Raw genomic sequence first — 15,068 nt, forward strand, 5'->3', positions numbered from 1 at the left:
GCGATGGCGTGAAAATGGAGGATGTTGAAATGAAGATCCTTGTGCCCGTGAAGCGGGTTATCGATTACAACGTAAAGCCGCGCGTGAAGGCGGATGGCACGGGCGTGGACCTGGCCAACGTCAAGATGAGCATGAACCCGTTCGACGAAATCGCCGTCGAGGAAGCCATTCGCCTGAAGGAAAAGGGCGCGGCGACCGAGGTCGTGGCGGTATCGATCGGCGTCGCCAAGGCGCAGGAAACGCTGCGCACGGCGCTGGCGATGGGCGCGGACCGCGCCATCCTGATCCAGACCGATGATGAGGTTGAACCGCTGGGTGTCGCCAAGCTGCTCGCCAAGGTTCAGGAAGAGGAAGGCGCTGGCCTGATCATCCTGGGCAAGCAGGCGATCGACGATGACAGCAACCAGACCGGCCAGATGCTCGCCGCGCTGCTGAACCTGCCGCAGGGCACCTTTGCCAGCAAGGTTGAGGTCGAGGGCGACAAGGTCAACGTCACCCGCGAAGTCGATGGCGGCCTGGAGACGGTGAAGCTCAACACCCCGGCGATCATCACCACCGACCTGCGCCTCAACGAGCCGCGCTATGCGTCGCTGCCGAACATCATGAAGGCCAAGTCCAAGCCGCTGGCGAACAAGACCCCGGCTGATTACGGCGTCGATATCGCCGCCCGTCTGGAGACGCTCAAGGTCTCCGAACCGCCCAAGCGCTCGGCCGGCATCAAGGTTGCCGATGTCGATGAACTGGTGGCCAAGCTCAAGGCTCTGGGAGTTGCAGCATGACGAAGACGCTCGTTTGGGTTGAACATGAGGGCGGCGCCGTCAAGGACGCGACCCTTTCCGCCGTGACCGCTGCAGCCAAGCTGGGCGAAGTCCATCTGTTGGTCGCTGGCCAGGGCGTCGACGGCGTTGCCGCCGAAGCCGCCAAGATCGCCGGCGTGGGCAAGGTCCATGTCGCCGACGACGCGGCCTTTGGCCATGCGCTGGCAGAGAATGTCGCGCCGCTGATCGTCGAACTGATGGGCCATCATGACGCGTTCGTCGCGCCGGCCACCAGCAACGGCAAGAATATCGCGCCGCGCGTCGCCGCCCTGCTGGACGTGATGCAGATCAGCGACATTCTGTCGGTCGAGAGCGAAGATACCTTCACCCGCCCGATCTATGCCGGCAACGCGATTGCCACGGTCAAGTCGAAGGACGCCAAGAAGGTCATCACCGTTCGCGGAACGGCCTTTGAAAAGGCGGCCAAGGACGGCGGCAATGGTGCGGTGGAAGCCGTGGCCTCGACCGGCGACAAGGGCATTTCCTCTTTCGTCGGCGCCGAGATCGCCAAGCTGGAACGCCCCGAGCTGACCAGCGCCAAGATCATCGTGTCGGGTGGCCGCGCGCTGAAGGACGGTCCGACCTTCGAGGAATATATCATGCCGCTGGCCGACAAGCTGGGCGCGGCCGTCGGTGCCTCGCGCGCGGCGGTCGATGCGGGCTATGTCCCCAACGACTATCAGGTCGGCCAGACCGGCAAGATCGTCGCCCCGGAAGTCTATATCGCGGTCGGCATTTCCGGCGCGATCCAGCACCTTGCCGGCATGAAGGACAGCAAGACCATTGTCGCCATCAACAAGGATGAGGATGCGCCGATCTTCCAGGTGGCCGACATCGGCCTGGTCGGTGATCTGTTCAAGGTGGTGCCCGAACTGACCGGCAAGCTGTAAGCCGAATTGGCTTGAGTAGGAAAGGGCGTGGGGAGCGATCCCCACGCCCTTTTTTTGGCTATTCGCAGTTGATGTCGTTCTTGTCGATCGCCCGGCCGGCAAGGGCGCCGCCGGCGCCGCCCAGGATGGTGCCGAGCGTCTTGGAACCGCCGGGAGCGATGACATTGCCGAGCACGCCGCCGGCAAGGGCGCCGACGATGGTGCCGGTGGTGCCGTCATCCCGCTTGCAATAATAGCGGCCGTCGCGGTCGCGGTAGATCTGGTCATTGTCGCCGAGATGGCGGCGCGGCGGGCGGCGATCCCGGTCGCGGTCACGGCCGCCGGGCGGGCGGTTGTAGCCGCCGGGGCGGTCATAGCCATAGCCGCCGCCATAATTGTCCGAGGCGCAGGCGCCGAGCGGGAGCATGGCAAGGGCGGCAAGCGCCATTATGGGGGTACGCACGGGATAGTCTCCTCTTCTTTTCCCTGTCGGGAGGAGAACCCGCAAGCGACGCGAAGGTTGCGCCAAGATACTGATCAGAAACGCGAAACCGCCCGCCGCTGCCATCGAGAGGGGAGTGCGGCAGCGAGCGGACGGCATCAACGGCGCGTCGAGGGGACGCGCCGCCGAGACAATGGGGCTTAATGGGCCAGGGGCGAGGCGCCGCTGGCCGTGGCCGGGGTGACGACCGGGGCCGGGCTGTCCTGGATGCGCTGGTCCTCCAGCTTGGCCTTGGCGTCGTTGTAGCGGGCGACGAGGTCGTCCTTGAACTCGGTCAGCTTGCCGTCGTCATAGAGCTTCTTGCCGACATAGCCGGCGATGGCGCCGAAAATCAGGGTGCGGATCATGGGGAACTCCTTGGTTGCCAGTCGGGGAAAAGAACCGGCGTCGGCGGCAAGGGTTCCGAGCATGATTGCGTCCGCGACGGGCCTTGCTAGTCTTGCGACGGACGGTGGCGGGGGCCGCCGTGACAAGGGGGTGGCAATGTCGGCATTCGATCTGGTGTTCGCGGTGTTCGGGCTGCTGCTGGGGCTGGCGATCGCCGAGGTGCTGGGCGGCTTTGCCCGTGCGCTCAAGCTCAAGCGGACCGCCAAGCCGGTGCGGATCGGCTGGCTGACGCCGCTGCTGGGGCTGTTCGTGCTGGTGGACCTCACCAGCTTCTGGGGCAGCGCCTATATCATGCGGGACCAGATGGATGCGAGCTATCTGACGCTGGTCGTGGTGCTGGCGATCGTGGGCGTCTATCATCTTGCCGCGTCGCTGATCTTTCCCGACGAGCCGGAACAATGGCCCGATTTCGACGACTGGTATGACCGGCAGAAGCGGATGGTGATCGGCGGGCTGCTGCTGGCCAATGTCGCGGTCACGATCGGCCAGGGCGTGCTGGAAGAGGTAAGGCCGGTGGCCGATGCCCCCGCCGGGCCGCTTGCCCCCTATGCCGCGCCGATCCTGCTGGGCGGGCTGGTGGGGCTGCTGACCCTGCTGGTCGCGCTGTTGCGGGTGCGGAGCCGGCGCGCGAACATGGCGATGCTGATCGCGGCGAACCTGATCCTGCTCGGCGCCAGCATTGCCGAGGATTATATCTGAGCGGGATCGGGCGCCACGGTGAGGTGGCGCCCGGCCCGATCGGCTGATTATTCGGCGTGGGCGATGTTCACCGCGGCCATCTTGCCGCGCTTGTCCTGCTCCAGGTCATAGGACACGCGGTCCTTCTCGCGCAGGGTGGCGAGGCCGGCGCGCTCGACGGCGCTGATGTGGACGAACGCGTCCTGGCCGCCGGTGTCGGGCTCGATGAAGCCATAGCCCTTGTCGGCGTTGAAGAACTTCACGGTTCCGGTGATGCTGCTCATGATATTTCCTTCTTTCATGCGGCGGACCCATGGCGGGCACGCCGGGTCGCTAGAGGGGCAGGGAAAGAGGGAGATAGGTGCCGCAAAGCGCCGAAGACCGTCGATTTGCGACTATAGCAGCGCCCTTGTACGGCATTGCGGGCGTCCTGGCAAATCACTGGCCGTTTCGGCGGGGTCTGCCGCCGCGTCCTCCTCTTCCTCCTCCTCGCTCAGAAGCTCGTAGCCCGCCGCTTCCAGGACGGCGATTTCCTCGTCGCTGCCTGGCGCGAAGCCGAAACGGGCGTCGCGGGCGCGGGTGGCGGCCTCCTCATAGGGGCGGGCCTGCGCCTCCAACTCCGCGGCATAGGCGGCCTCCTCGGCTTGTGTCAGGGCGCGGTCATACTCGTCGATATCGTAATAATCCTCGCTCTGGTCGCCGGTGAAGCCGGGCGGGGCGGGGTAATCGGTGCGCAATTCCTGGCGATCCTCATCCCACCAGACGCCGCGCAAACGGGTCGCGGCCTCCTCCGGCGGCAGGTCGGCGCGGTGGATATGGGGGCGAAGTTCACACCGTTCATTGCGGTCGGAAAAGGGCGAGATTCCGGGCTGGACAGGCGGGCGCCTGGCACCGGGCTGGAGCGCCAGCCGGGCGGCGATGAAGAGCGCGACCGAGGCGGCGGGGGCGAGGGCGGTTGCGGCCTCCGGCGCGACGGGTTCGGGTGTCTCGGGCTGGTCGCCATTGAGCATGCGGGCGTCGGCCATGTCGCGGGCCATGCGCTCCATGCCGGTGCGCGGCAGGCCGATCAGTTCGGATTCCTTGTCGGCCTCCTCGGCCGGGCAGATCAGGTCGAGATAGGCGGTGAAATCCTGGGCCACGACGCGGGCGAGCGCGGCGTCCGACCCTTCGGGCGGGCTGTCGGCCATGCGATCGAGCCGCGCGAGCATCGACATGGCGAGGCGATTGTCATGGCGGTGGCGGCGGACTTCGTAATTGTCGGGATCCTTGCGGATGGTCTCCTCGCTGCCCATGATCGCGCGCGACAGGAGATCGTCGGCCAGGCGGGCGCGGGCGATCAGGATCGCGGCGTCCCAGCCCAGGCGAAAGGCGGCGCCGTCATGGCGGATGCGCAATGTATAGGCCGAGCGCGCGGTGATGCGCACCCCTTCGCAGGCGAGCATGATGACGCCGGTGGCGGCGAGTATCTCCAGGAAGCGCCGCTGGCGCGCCGGGCTCCAGCCATCGACCCGCCGTTGCGGATCGGGCGTGGGGATGGTGTCCGGCAGGGGCGGCGTGATCGGCGGAAATGCGCAGGACATGGCAAGGCCCTTTCAGGGAAAGAGGACGCGTTGCCGGAAGGGTAGGCAGAAAGCCGGGCTGTAGGACAGCGGAATAGGAATTGGCCACCAGCGCGCCCATACGGGCCTGCAAAGCGCGCCTTTCTGCGTTCCGGTGCTCACGTACTTGAAGTACGCTGCGTCGAACCGAGACCCGTGTCTCGGTTCGAGGTACTCGAAAGATCACACTTTTGCCCTGCGGTCGTCTTCGACTCCGGCTCCGTCTGGACGCACTGGAGACCAATTCCTGCGTAGCGATTGCCACGGCGATCAGGGATATTGCTGGCCTTTGCGCCGGTCGATGATCGCTTGCATCCTGCGCATTACCTCTTCGTGCGGGATGCGCGGCTTGTCGCTGGCGAGGGCGGCTTCGACCTGGGTCCGGAACCATAGATCATAGGCGACCGGGTCTTCCGGTCCGCGCAGGTCGGGCGGGACCAGATCGTCGTCGGAGAAGGCGTCATCCTTGGGCATCGTCGCACTATAGCAGGGCGGCGGCTTGTCTGATAGTTTGTCGGTCATGACACTGGCAGGCTTTCCCCGTATCGCTGTTGATCCCGCCATTTGCGGCGGACGGCCGATCGTGGCCGGAACACGGATGCGGGTGAGCGATATATTGGAGATGCTGGCCGGTGGGGCGAGCGTGGACGAGATTGTCGCCGATTTTCCCTATCTCAGCGAGGATGATGTGCGCGCGGCGCTGGCTTATGCCGCTGCTATGGCCGATCATCCGGTGGTGCTTGCCGCCGAATGAAATTCCTGATCGACGCGCAACTTCCGCCGGCCCTGTGCCGGTGGTTGCGCGATCATGGGTATGAGGCGGTGCATGTGTCCGAGATCGACATGATTGCGGCGAATGATGTCGCGATCGCTGCGCGCGCCGAGGCTGATGGCGCGGTGCTGGTGAGTAAGGATGAGGATTTCGTCCTGCTACGCCTGCCGGATCGGTTTGCGTTGCTGTGGTTGCGGTGCGGGAATGCCACGAACAAGGCTTTGGTGACTTGGCTGGAGCCGAGGTGGGGGCGGATTGAAGTACTGCTGGGGGATGGTGAGCGGTTGGTGGAGGTGCGGTAAGATTGGAGATCGGATCGGCGGAATCCCATCGGTGTGATAAAGGCGCCAATGTCACTCCATTAATTTGTACCAATCGCGAACAGCGAGCTTTAATCGTATCGCCTCTTCCTCTGGGAGCATGTTGCAGTGAGCTATGGGGCCTCTCACCAAATTAAGCCGGTTGATAACGCGCAGAACGCGATTTCGAGAAGCATTTGAAAACATTCCAGAAAAAACTTCCCAATTTTCTTTTATTATCTCTCCAAGTTCGCCAAACGTCGTGTAATCAAGGTGGCGTTCTGATCTTGGTGGTAGGCCTTCTGCCGCCTCTCTATCTAAATTCTTCTTTGCATTATCACGAACAAATTGTGGAACTACCGTATTCCACCAATCTATTCCTTTACTATCTTCAAGTGTTTCTTCGATTAAATCTCTAATGTCATTCTCAAGTATATAGAATAATCTATAGAATTCGCTCATTCTTTCTGCATCAATTGTGATTCTATAATCAACTTGTTTTAAATAGTCAGAGACTAGTGAATCTGCCTGTGCTTCTAAGGATCCCCTGCTGGCGCTCAAATTTTGATGAGCCATTACCAAATTTAGATCGCGAGTGATCACCGCTGATTTTAAGAAAAATAGCTCAAGGCGATTTTCATTCATTTTAGAAGATTCTCATTAAGGGACTTAAATATAGCATTAAATACGGATATATTATCAGTTTCAGGCAAAATAATATTTATATTGTAAGAAATACCGAGATGTCCGGTTTTAGATCGGGTCATTGTTGGAGTGGTGGTTTGATCTTCGGCGGTTGGAGGAGAGGGTGTTTCCTCTAGGGATTGAGTAATATCTCCATGTATAAATCCTCGAACCGCATCAAAGCTCTGATACATCAATCGGACAATGGGATCGGATCTTTTCAATCCAGTAATTTCGACAATTGTGTCCTTGACGCCATTCTCATCGGCTTTGTGAATATACTCATTTCGACGAAATAGCTCAGTGAATGCGTTTCTTAATCCTTCGTAAGCAGCTTGCGTTCGGCCGCCATCCGTCTTGAATTTAGAGTAAAGGAGCGTTGGTGTGCCATCCGGTCCCAAAAATTGCATCTTTTTGAGCATCGGAGGAACCGTCCGAGCAGAGCCGCCGGTCAGCTTTAGGATTGTTTCCATGTAGTTTGCACCGAACTTGTCCGGCCGTTCCGCAGGGATGATTAATTCGAGGGCTTTTTTAAATACGCCCGGAGATGTGCTATAAGGAATTCCTCCTTTGATCTCCCGGCGCTCTGCCTTGTCTTTTGCTCCATTCCCTTCTTCCGGAAGCGTGCTCGCTGCAGCTGGTGCATCAACAGTGTTGGCCATCATTATCCCCCATTGTCGGGGTAATTGTATTTGTATTCAAATGGCTGGCAAATGCATTTTTGTATCAATTTTAAATGAGTTATGTTGACGGCGGAAAATCACTCCGCCGCCACAGCCTCCAGCCCCAGCAGCGGCGCCAGATAGCGCCCGGTAAAGCTCCGCGGCTCCTTCACCACCTGCTCGGGCGTGCCCTGTGCGACGACTTCGCCGCCTTTCACGCCGCCTTCGGGGCCCATGTCGATGATATAATCCGCCGTCTTGATGACGTCCAAATTATGCTCGATCACCACGACGCTGTTGCCCTGTTCGACCAGGGCGTGGAGGACTTCCAGCAGCTTGCGGACATCCTCGAAATGCAGGCCGGTGGTGGGTTCGTCGAGGATATAGAGGGTGTTGCCGGTGGCGCGGCGCGACAATTCCTTGGCGAGCTTGACGCGCTGGGCTTCGCCGCCCGACAGGGTGGTGGCTTGCTGGCCGACCTTGATATAGCCAAGGCCCACTTCGGCGAGCATCGCCATCTTGTCGCGGATCGGCGGCACGGCCTTGAAGAATTCGACCGCATCCTCGACCGTCATGTCGAGCACGTCGGCGATGCTCATCCCCTTGAACTTCACCTCCAGCGTCTCGCGGTTGTAGCGGGCGCCGTGGCAGACGTCGCAGGTGACATAGACGTCGGGGAGGAAGTGCATCTCGATCTTGAGCACGCCGTCGCCCTGGCAGGCTTCGCAGCGGCCGCCCTTGACGTTGAAGCTGAAACGGCCCGGCTTGTAGCCGCGCGCCTGCGCTTCGGGGAGGCCGGCGAACCAGTCGCGGATATTGGTGAAGGCGCCGGTATAGGTGGCCGGGTTGGAGCGCGGGGTGCGGCCGATCGGCGACTGGTCGATGTCGATCACCTTGTCGCAATTTTCCAGGCCCGTGATCTTGTCATGCGGGCCGGCGACGATGCGGGCACCGTTGAGGGTGCGGGCGCTGGCGGCGTAGAGGGTGTCGATGGTGAAGCTGGACTTGCCCGATCCCGACACGCCGGTGATGCAGGTGAAGGTGCTTAAGGGTATCGACGCGGTGACGCCGGTGAGATTGTTGGCGCGGGCATTGTGGACGGTGAGCTTCTTGCCCGAGCCCTTGCGGCGCTTGGCCGGGACTTCGATGCGGCGGGTGCCGTTGAGATAGTCTGCGGTCAGGCTGTCCTTGTGCGCCAAGAGTTCGGGCAGGGTGCCCTGGGCGACGATGGTGCCGCCATGGACGCCGGCGCCCGGCCCCATGTCGACAATATAGTCGGCGTGGCGGATCGCATCCTCGTCATGCTCGACGACGATGACGCTGTTGCCGAGGTCGCGCAGGCGCTTGAGGGTGACGAGCAGCCGGTCATTGTCGCGCTGGTGCAGGCCGATCGAGGGTTCGTCGAGGACGTAGAGGACGCCCGAGAGGCCCGAGCCGATCTGGCTGGCGAGGCGGATGCGCTGGCTTTCGCCGCCTGACAGGGTGCCTGATGTGCGGTCGAGGTTCAGATAGTCGAGGCCGACATTGTTGAGGAAGCCGAGGCGCTCGACAATTTCCTTGAGGATGGCGCGGGCGATCTGGTTCTGCTGGTCATTGAGCGCGTCGGGCATCGCGGTGAAGAAGGCGAGCGCGTCCACCACCGAGCGGCGGGTGGAGACGGAGATGTCCTCGCCGGCGATCTTGACCGCGAGCGCCTCGGGCTTGAGGCGGGCGCCGTGGCAGGTTTCGCAGGGCATGGCGGTCTGGTACTTGGCTAATTCCTCGCGCATCCAGGCGCTTTCGGTCTGGAGCAGGCGGCGGTTGAGGTTGCCGATCACGCCCTCGAACGGCTTCTTGACCTCGTAGCTTTTCTTGCCATCGACGAAGCGCAGGGTGACGGGCTTGCCGCCGGTGCCGTGGAGGATGATGAGCTTCACTTCGCCCGGCAGATCGGCCCAGGGGGTGTCGAGGCTGAAGCCGAATTCCTTGGCGAGGGAGCCGAGCACCTGCATATAATAGGGGCTGGGCGGGTTGGACTTGGCCCAGGGGACGACGGCGCCCTTCTTGAGCGATAGGGCTTCGTTGGGGACGACCAGTTCAGGGTCGAACTCCTGCCGCTCGCCCAGGCCGTCGCAGGCCGGGCAGGCGCCCATCGGCGCGTTGAAGGAGAAGAGGCGCGGCTCGATCTCGGGAATGGTGAAGCCGCTGACCGGGCAGGCGAATTTCTCGGAAAAGACGATGCGGTTGGCGGGGATGCCGGCATTCTTCATCTTGCCTGCGGACTGGGCTTCGTCTTCCCGGCCGGGGACGACACCTTCGGCCAGGTCGACGAAGGCGAGGCCGTCGGCGAGCTTCAACGCCTGCTCGAAGCTGTCGGCGAGGCGGGTGGCCATGTCGGCATTGACCGCCAGGCGATCGACCACGACTTCGATGTCATGCTTGTATTTCTTGTCGAGGGCGGGGGCATCCTCGATCAGGTAAAGCTCGCCGTCGATGCGGACGCGGGTGTAGCCCGCCTTCTGCCACTCGGCCAGTTCCTTGCGATACTCGCCCTTCCGCCCGCGCACGACCGGGGCGAGCAGGTAGAAACGGGTGCCTTCGGGCAGGAGCATCACCCGGTCTACCATCTGCGAGACAGTTTGCGCGCTGATCGGCTCGCCGGTGGCGGGCGAATAGGGGATGCCCACGCGCGCCCAGAGCAGGCGCATATAGTCGTAAATCTCGGTGACGGTCGCGACCGTGGAGCGCGGGTTGCGGCTGGTGGTCTTCTGCTCGATCGAGATGGCGGGGCTGAGGCCCTCGATATGCTCGACATCGGGCTTCTGCATCATCTCCAGGAACTGGCGCGCATAGGCGGAGAGCGACTCCACATAGCGGCGCTGCCCCTCGGCATAGATGGTGTCGAAGGCGAGGCTGGACTTGCCCGAGCCCGAGAGGCCGGTGATGACGATCAGGCTGTCGCGGGGCAGATCGACGTCCACGCCCTTGAGGTTGTGCTCGCGCGCGCCGCGGACGCTGATGTGGGTCAGCATTCGGTAAACCTCTGCTTCGAAATATGGGTCAGACTCATGGGGGCGTTGTTCCAGATTTGTTCCGTGGGGGCAAGGGGCGTTGCCCGGTCGGAAGGCAAGATAGGAAGGGGGAGCGGCCAGGGGAAGATGGGCGGGCGTGGACGATGGCGCGCTGCGCCGGCCGGAGGGCGTTTCTGGTTCGGCTGCGGGCGCGTCTCGGCCTGTCTCGGGGTTTCCATGGATGGCCGCGGCTATGGGATCGCACGTAGAAACGGGGCATGACCTATTGGCGGCTCCATTGGCATGCGGGCGTCCTGAGCGTGGCGGGCAGCGTCGCGGGCATGACATTGGCGACGACCGGGGCCATGGCCCAGAGCGAGACGCCCGCGGGGCGGATCATCTTCCTGGGCTGGACCGAGGGCAAGGACCATTCGGTGTGGCTGTCCGGTGTCGATCCGGGCGAGTTTTTCGTCGTCTTTCCCGAGACCGGGGAGCGGGTGGACAGTTGGACCCAGCCCGATACCGGCCTGCACCTGACGGTATCGCCCATCGTGCGGGAAAATGGCGGCACCCATAATCTGTTCGCCCATATTCGCACCGAATATGCGGAATATGACAATTTCGTCGATTCGGCCGACCAGCATCCGGGCGGCATCAATTTCCCCGATCACTGGAACCGGCCCGACCCGGAACTGCCCGATCTGATCACGCCGGAATTGCGGCCGAACCCGGACACGGTGACGCCCGGCCTGCGCCCCTTGCCGGATACGGTAACGCCGGGGTTGCGCCCCAATCCGGATTTGATCACGCCCGGATTGCGGCCCTTGCCCGAGACCGTGACGCCGGAACTGCGCCCGAACCCCGATACAGTGACGCCGGGGCTGCGGCCCGATCCGGATACGGTGACGCCGGAGTTGCGGCCTGATCCGGACACGGTGACGCCGGAGTTGCGGCCTGATCCGGACACGGTGACACCGGGGCTGCGGCCCGATCCGGATACAGTGACGCCGGGTCTGCGGCCCGATCCGGATACGGTGACGCCGGAATTGCATCCTGATCCCGAAATCGTCACGCCCGAATTGCGGCCGGTACCGGTTCCCATCACGCCGGAGGCGCGGCCGGATCCTGACACAGTGACGCCGGAAGTCCGCCCGGACCCTGATACACCGACACCCGAATTGCGACCCGATCCGGATACGGTGACGCCGGGCTTGCGGCCCGATCCGGATACGGTGACGCCGGGTCTGCGGCCTGACCCGGATACGGTGACGCCGGGCCTGCGGCCTGACCCGGACACGGTAACGCCGGGTCTGCGTCCTGATCCGGACACGGTGACGCCGGGACTGCGGCCTGATCCGGACACGGTAACGCCTGGACTGCGTCCTGATCCGGATACGGTAACGCCGGGTCTGCGCCCTGATCCGGATACGGTAACGCCGGGCTTGCGGCCTGATCCGGATACGGTGACGCCGGGCTTGCGGCCTGATCCGGATACGGTGACGCCGGGCTTGCGTCCTGATCCGGATACGGTGACGCCGGGACTGCGTCCTGATCCGGATACGGTGACGCCGGGCCTGCGGCCCAATCCGGATACGGTGACGCCGGGTCTGCGGCCTGACCCGGATACGGTGACGCCGGGACTACGGCCCGATCCTGATACGGTGACGCCGGGTTTGCGGCCTGATCCGGATACGGTGACGCCGGGCTTGCGGCCTGACCCGGATACGGTGACGCCGGGTCTGCGGCCTGATCCGGATACGGTGACGCCGGGCTTGCGTCCTGATCCGGACACGGTGACGCCGGGCTTGCGACCTGACCCGGATACGGTGACGCCGGGCCTGCATCCTGATCCGGACGTGGGCGGGCCGACCGTGCGGCCGATACAGCGGCCGCGCCCCGAGACGCTGCCGCCGATTGCGCCGACCGGTGTCGCGCCGGGCCGTGACGAGCGGCGCCCGATGCTGATGACCGCCGATGAGGTCTGCCGGGCCGGGCGTGAAGGCCGGCTGCGGGGCGATCCGCAACTGGTCGAGAAGGCCTGCCGGATTGCAGCCAATGCCCGCCGGCGCTGGACCGCCTGGGGAGAATGGAGCTATTCGACGCTGAAGGATGACCGTTCCGGCGCCCGGACCAGGGGCAGCGCGAACCAGTATAATATTGGCCTGGATCGCTGGATCGACAAGCGCACGGTTGCCGGCCTGGCCATCCAGTTCGGCAATTCGGATTATACATCCTTCAATGGCGGCATGCGCCAGCAGGCCGATTCCATCACGGTGAAGCCCTATATGGTGCATCGGATGGCAAATTCGGACGTGGTGCTGGATGCCAGCATCGGCCTCAATTTCGGCGAATATGAACAGCATGTGCTGATGCTGTCGGGCAAGCATGACAGCTTCACCCTGTCGGGCACGGTCGGGATGAGCGCGCAGCGCCCGATCGGCAGCTTCCTGCTGCGGCCCCGCCTGTCGTGGAGCTATGCCAGCATCTGGCACGACAATTATGTCCTGCAGGGGCAGGTGGGCAATATCGACCTGCGCGTGCTGCAGGGCGATGCGCGCTATGATTATGGCGCGGTGGCGACGTCGCTGGAGATCAGCCGGCCGTTCCGATCGGATGATATGGTCATCACCCCCTATGTCGAGGGTGGCGTCGATTTTGCCTATCTGCGCCCCAATGGCGGCCGTGTCCTGGGGCCGGACCTGCGCCTGATCGCGACCACGCCGGCGACCGGATCGGTCCGGTTCGGCACGCGCATCCAGTTGCGCGGCAATGTCGCGCTGATCGGATCAGGCGAATATTACGGGATCGGATCGGGCGGCCTGTCGAGCTGGCAGTGGCGGGGGAATCTGTCCTTCCGCTTCTAGCGCGGTGGGGTAGGAGCGAGCGGGTCGCGGGCGAAGGGGCGGACGAGTTGTCGCGTCGCTGATGGCGCGTATCGGCGCAAAAACACTGGTCAAGCCTGTTCGGGTGCGGCACAGGCGAGGGGCATGAGCCTGCCCGATCCTTCCACCTTCATTGCCGAGGGCGCTTCCGCCGCGGTCTATCGGCTGGACGGGGGGCGGGTGCTCAAACTATTCCATGAGGGCGTCGACGCCGGGATCATCGCCCGCGAACATGCGACGGCGCAGGCGATCCAGGCGACCGGCCTGCCGGTGCCGCGCGTGTTCGGGCGCGCGGAGGCTGGCGGGCGGCAGGGCATCATCTATAGCGAGATAGAGGGGCCGAACCTGCTCCATCATATCGTCCGCCATCCCCATCGGATCGGCTGGGCGATGGGCGCGATGGCGGCGTTGCAGCGGGCCATCCATGCACATGACCTGCCCGAACTGCGCAGCCGCAAGGCGATCTTGGCCGAGGATATCGAGATGGCGCCGATCGGCGATCGGCTGCGCGCGGCGGCGATCGACCGGCTGGACCAGTTGATCGAGGGCGAGCGGCTGTCCCATGGCGACCTGCATCCGGCCAATCTGATCGTCAGCGGCGACGGGCTGGCGGTGATCGACTGGTCCAAGGCGGCGCGATCGGCCCCGGCGGCCGATGTGGTGCGCAGCGAGATGTTGATGCGCTTCGGGCCGGGGCAGTCGGCCGGGCGGCTGGAGGGCAAGCTGCGCGATGCGACGACGGCCTATTATGTCGGGCGCTATCGCAAGCTGGCGGGGATGGAGCCGGATGCGCTCAATGCCTGGCGGGGACTGGTGGGGCTGGCCTGGCTGCGGCACCGTCTGCCCGGCCGGGATGCCGCCTTTGCTGCCTATCTGGCGGACGCGTTGGCGCGCGCCGGATTGCCGCCGCTGGACGCCTGATAACGGCGCGCGATGTCGTTGGTGGATGGCGGTGGGCGGTTCGTCCGCGCCCGATGCCGCCCGGCGGATGCTGTGCCCCGGTTATCGAAGCGGCGTGCGCAGCATCGGTCCTGTCGTTATTCTGACATCGAAACAGGCCAGAGAGCAGCGCGTTAAGCGACGGTTCACGGCCGATGGTGCCGTGTTGACGGTAACAGTTGAGACAAGATCTGGAGTGCCCGACAGCATCCGGATACGCCCCCGGCATTCCCTTGCGCCGGGGGCGTTTTCATGTCCGCTTTCCTTGAATCTCCGTAATTTCCCCTAGGGAATAGGATGTCGTTTCGCAGACGAATGGCATTCGTCCCGTCGTTCGTCCCCGCAAATCCGCGCTTGGTCGATGGATCGGTCGTTGGCCGATGCCGGGGGTTGCCGGTCGAAGCGGACGGGCGGCGAGAGGGCCGGGCGCGTACACAGGATGGGCGAACGGGATATGGCGCAACGCCCCCACAAGACCCCCGCCGAACCGTTCGCATCCGGCGCGTCGACGCCCCCTGACGACGCAGGCCGGATGCCATGACAGTTTTGAGGAGACACGCCATGTTCGCCACCGCCAAGATCATCACCGCGCTCAGCGCCGCCGCCGCCCTGCTGGCAGGTTCCGGCATCGCTTCGGCCGAGGAGTTCACGTCCAACGGTCGCACCACCGAGGTCCGCTTCGGCGACCTGGACCTCACGCGCCACGCCGACCAGCAGGAACTGCGCACCCGCATCTCCCGCGCGGCCAGCCGGGTCTGCTTTAGCACCGACATCAATACCATGAGCGCGTGCCGCGCGGCGGCGATCGCCCAGGTCGAGGCGCCGATCGCGACCGCCATCGCCCGCGCCCAGACCAACGAGCGCTATGCCGATGCCAAGGATGCCCGGCCGGTGGTCGGCAACTGACCATCCGCATCCCGCCAAGGGAGGGAGAGGGCCTGGCGCGAGCCGGGCCCTTTTTGCGTGGGAAAAGGCCCGTCGCCCCGGC

Annotated in this window: 16 protein-coding genes; 8 read left to right on the forward strand and 8 right to left on the reverse strand. The window is 63.9% G+C overall.

Annotated features, from left to right (window positions below; genetic code table 11):
• The first annotated feature begins 29 nt into the window (after positions 1–29).
• Positions 30–779, forward strand: coding sequence for an electron transfer flavoprotein subunit beta/FixA family protein (locus tag JQK15_RS17595; RefSeq protein WP_004207731.1), 750 nt, complete (start codon positions 30–32; stop codon positions 777–779).
• Positions 776–1,708 (forward strand): electron transfer flavoprotein subunit alpha/FixB family protein, encoded by a 933-nt coding sequence (locus tag JQK15_RS17600; RefSeq protein ID WP_214866648.1) that lies wholly within the window; start codon positions 776–778, stop codon positions 1,706–1,708. The genes JQK15_RS17595 and JQK15_RS17600 overlap by 4 nt, the downstream gene beginning before the upstream one ends.
• Before the next feature lie 58 nt (positions 1,709–1,766).
• Here JQK15_RS17600 and JQK15_RS17605 read toward each other — a convergent pair whose 3' ends face one another.
• A complete protein-coding gene (locus tag JQK15_RS17605; RefSeq protein WP_029547555.1) occupies positions 1,767–2,150 on the reverse strand; it encodes a glycine zipper 2TM domain-containing protein in 384 nt (127 codons plus the stop codon).
• Positions 2,151–2,329: 179 nt separating this feature from the next.
• Entirely contained in the window at positions 2,330–2,536 is a 207-nt protein-coding gene (locus tag JQK15_RS17610) for a hypothetical protein (protein ID WP_010336653.1), read from the reverse strand.
• A 136-nt stretch (positions 2,537–2,672) separates the two neighbouring features.
• Between JQK15_RS17610 and JQK15_RS17615 the strand changes: the two genes are divergently transcribed.
• Positions 2,673–3,275: a hypothetical protein gene (locus JQK15_RS17615; protein ID WP_214866649.1), complete on the forward strand. Its 603-nt coding sequence runs from the start codon at positions 2,673–2,675 to the stop codon at positions 3,273–3,275.
• A gap of 47 nt (positions 3,276–3,322) precedes the next feature.
• Here JQK15_RS17615 and JQK15_RS17620 read toward each other — a convergent pair whose 3' ends face one another.
• The 3 genes from JQK15_RS17620 to relB all read right to left on the reverse strand — a co-directional run bounded on the left by JQK15_RS17620 (position 3,323) and on the right by relB (position 5,374).
• Positions 3,323–3,538: a cold-shock protein gene (locus JQK15_RS17620; RefSeq protein ID WP_037512246.1), complete on the reverse strand. Its 216-nt coding sequence runs from the start codon at positions 3,536–3,538 to the stop codon at positions 3,323–3,325.
• Positions 3,539–3,649: 111 nt separating this feature from the next.
• On the reverse strand, positions 3,650–4,834 hold the full coding sequence (locus JQK15_RS17625) for a hypothetical protein (protein ID WP_214866650.1): 1,185 nt from the start codon (positions 4,832–4,834) through the stop codon (positions 3,650–3,652).
• 288 nt (positions 4,835–5,122) lie between these two features.
• Positions 5,123–5,374 carry a type II toxin-antitoxin system RelB family antitoxin gene (relB, locus tag JQK15_RS17630; protein WP_353047219.1) on the reverse strand — a complete coding sequence of 84 codons (252 nt, stop codon included), beginning with the start codon at positions 5,372–5,374 and terminating at the stop codon, positions 5,123–5,125.
• On the opposite strand from relB, the gene JQK15_RS17635 reads away from it, so the two are divergent.
• Both JQK15_RS17635 and JQK15_RS17640 read left to right on the forward strand, forming a co-directional pair.
• Entirely contained in the window at positions 5,373–5,606 is a 234-nt protein-coding gene (locus JQK15_RS17635; protein ID WP_214866720.1) for a DUF433 domain-containing protein, read from the forward strand. The two genes, relB and JQK15_RS17635, sit on opposite strands and share 2 nt — an antisense overlap.
• The gene (locus tag JQK15_RS17640) at positions 5,603–5,926 is read left to right on the forward strand and encodes a DUF5615 family PIN-like protein (protein WP_214866652.1); all 324 of its coding nucleotides are present in this window, start codon (positions 5,603–5,605) and stop codon (positions 5,924–5,926) included. The genes JQK15_RS17635 and JQK15_RS17640 overlap by 4 nt, the downstream gene beginning before the upstream one ends.
• A gap of 51 nt (positions 5,927–5,977) precedes the next feature.
• On the opposite strand, the gene JQK15_RS17645 is transcribed toward JQK15_RS17640, so the two are convergent.
• The 3 genes from JQK15_RS17645 to uvrA all read right to left on the reverse strand — a co-directional run bounded on the left by JQK15_RS17645 (position 5,978) and on the right by uvrA (position 10,280).
• Positions 5,978–6,568 carry a Swt1 family HEPN domain-containing protein gene (locus tag JQK15_RS17645; RefSeq protein WP_214866653.1) on the reverse strand — a complete coding sequence of 197 codons (591 nt, stop codon included), beginning with the start codon at positions 6,566–6,568 and terminating at the stop codon, positions 5,978–5,980.
• On the reverse strand, positions 6,565–7,272 hold the full coding sequence (locus JQK15_RS17650) for a DUF5343 domain-containing protein (RefSeq protein WP_214866654.1): 708 nt from the start codon (positions 7,270–7,272) through the stop codon (positions 6,565–6,567). Before JQK15_RS17650 ends, JQK15_RS17645 begins: the two co-directional genes overlap by 4 nt.
• A gap of 95 nt (positions 7,273–7,367) precedes the next feature.
• Positions 7,368–10,280: an excinuclease ABC subunit UvrA gene (gene uvrA / locus JQK15_RS17655; protein ID WP_214866655.1), complete on the reverse strand. Its 2,913-nt coding sequence runs from the start codon at positions 10,278–10,280 to the stop codon at positions 7,368–7,370.
• A gap of 257 nt (positions 10,281–10,537) precedes the next feature.
• On the opposite strand from uvrA, the gene JQK15_RS17660 reads away from it, so the two are divergent.
• The 3 genes from JQK15_RS17660 (at position 10,538) to JQK15_RS17670 (ending at position 14,986) form a co-directional block, all read left to right on the forward strand.
• Positions 10,538–13,123: an autotransporter domain-containing protein gene (locus tag JQK15_RS17660; RefSeq protein ID WP_214866656.1), complete on the forward strand. Its 2,586-nt coding sequence runs from the start codon at positions 10,538–10,540 to the stop codon at positions 13,121–13,123.
• Between the two features lie 123 nt (positions 13,124–13,246).
• On the forward strand, positions 13,247–14,062 hold the full coding sequence (locus JQK15_RS17665; RefSeq protein WP_214866657.1) for a phosphotransferase family protein: 816 nt from the start codon (positions 13,247–13,249) through the stop codon (positions 14,060–14,062).
• Positions 14,063–14,641: 579 nt separating this feature from the next.
• Positions 14,642–14,986, forward strand: a complete 345-nt coding sequence (locus tag JQK15_RS17670) for a UrcA family protein (RefSeq protein ID WP_004207717.1) — start codon at positions 14,642–14,644, stop codon at positions 14,984–14,986.
• Positions 14,987–15,068: the final 82 nt, after the last annotated feature.

Source organism: Sphingobium sp. BHU LFT2, from assembly GCF_018604485.1.
Classification (GTDB): domain Bacteria; phylum Pseudomonadota; class Alphaproteobacteria; order Sphingomonadales; family Sphingomonadaceae; genus Sphingobium; species Sphingobium yanoikuyae_A.

Bases quoted from the DNA above. Each gene is read 5' to 3' on its own strand.
- JQK15_RS17665 (WP_214866657.1), top strand. From the start codon at position 13,247: ATGAGCCTGCCCGATCCTTCCACCTTCATTGCCGAGGGCGCTTCCGCC.
- JQK15_RS17620 (WP_037512246.1), bottom strand. From the start codon at position 3,538: ATGAGCAGCATCACCGGAACCGTGAAGTTCTTCAACGCCGACAAGGGC.
- JQK15_RS17625 (WP_214866650.1), bottom strand. From the start codon at position 4,834: ATGTCCTGCGCATTTCCGCCGATCACGCCGCCCCTGCCGGACACCATC.
- JQK15_RS17615 (WP_214866649.1), top strand. From the start codon at position 2,673: ATGTCGGCATTCGATCTGGTGTTCGCGGTGTTCGGGCTGCTGCTGGGG.
- JQK15_RS17645 (WP_214866653.1), bottom strand. From the start codon at position 6,568: ATGAATGAAAATCGCCTTGAGCTATTTTTCTTAAAATCAGCGGTGATC.
- uvrA (WP_214866655.1), bottom strand. From the start codon at position 10,280: ATGCTGACCCACATCAGCGTCCGCGGCGCGCGCGAGCACAACCTCAAG.
- JQK15_RS17610 (WP_010336653.1), bottom strand. From the start codon at position 2,536: ATGATCCGCACCCTGATTTTCGGCGCCATCGCCGGCTATGTCGGCAAG.
- JQK15_RS17595 (WP_004207731.1), top strand. From the start codon at position 30: ATGAAGATCCTTGTGCCCGTGAAGCGGGTTATCGATTACAACGTAAAG.
- JQK15_RS17660 (WP_214866656.1), top strand. From the start codon at position 10,538: ATGACCTATTGGCGGCTCCATTGGCATGCGGGCGTCCTGAGCGTGGCG.
- JQK15_RS17600 (WP_214866648.1), top strand. From the start codon at position 776: ATGACGAAGACGCTCGTTTGGGTTGAACATGAGGGCGGCGCCGTCAAG.
- JQK15_RS17635 (WP_214866720.1), top strand. From the start codon at position 5,373: ATGACACTGGCAGGCTTTCCCCGTATCGCTGTTGATCCCGCCATTTGC.
- relB (WP_353047219.1), bottom strand. From the start codon at position 5,374: ATGACCGACAAACTATCAGACAAGCCGCCGCCCTGCTATAGTGCGACG.
- JQK15_RS17640 (WP_214866652.1), top strand. From the start codon at position 5,603: ATGAAATTCCTGATCGACGCGCAACTTCCGCCGGCCCTGTGCCGGTGG.
- JQK15_RS17670 (WP_004207717.1), top strand. From the start codon at position 14,642: ATGTTCGCCACCGCCAAGATCATCACCGCGCTCAGCGCCGCCGCCGCC.
- JQK15_RS17650 (WP_214866654.1), bottom strand. From the start codon at position 7,272: ATGATGGCCAACACTGTTGATGCACCAGCTGCAGCGAGCACGCTTCCG.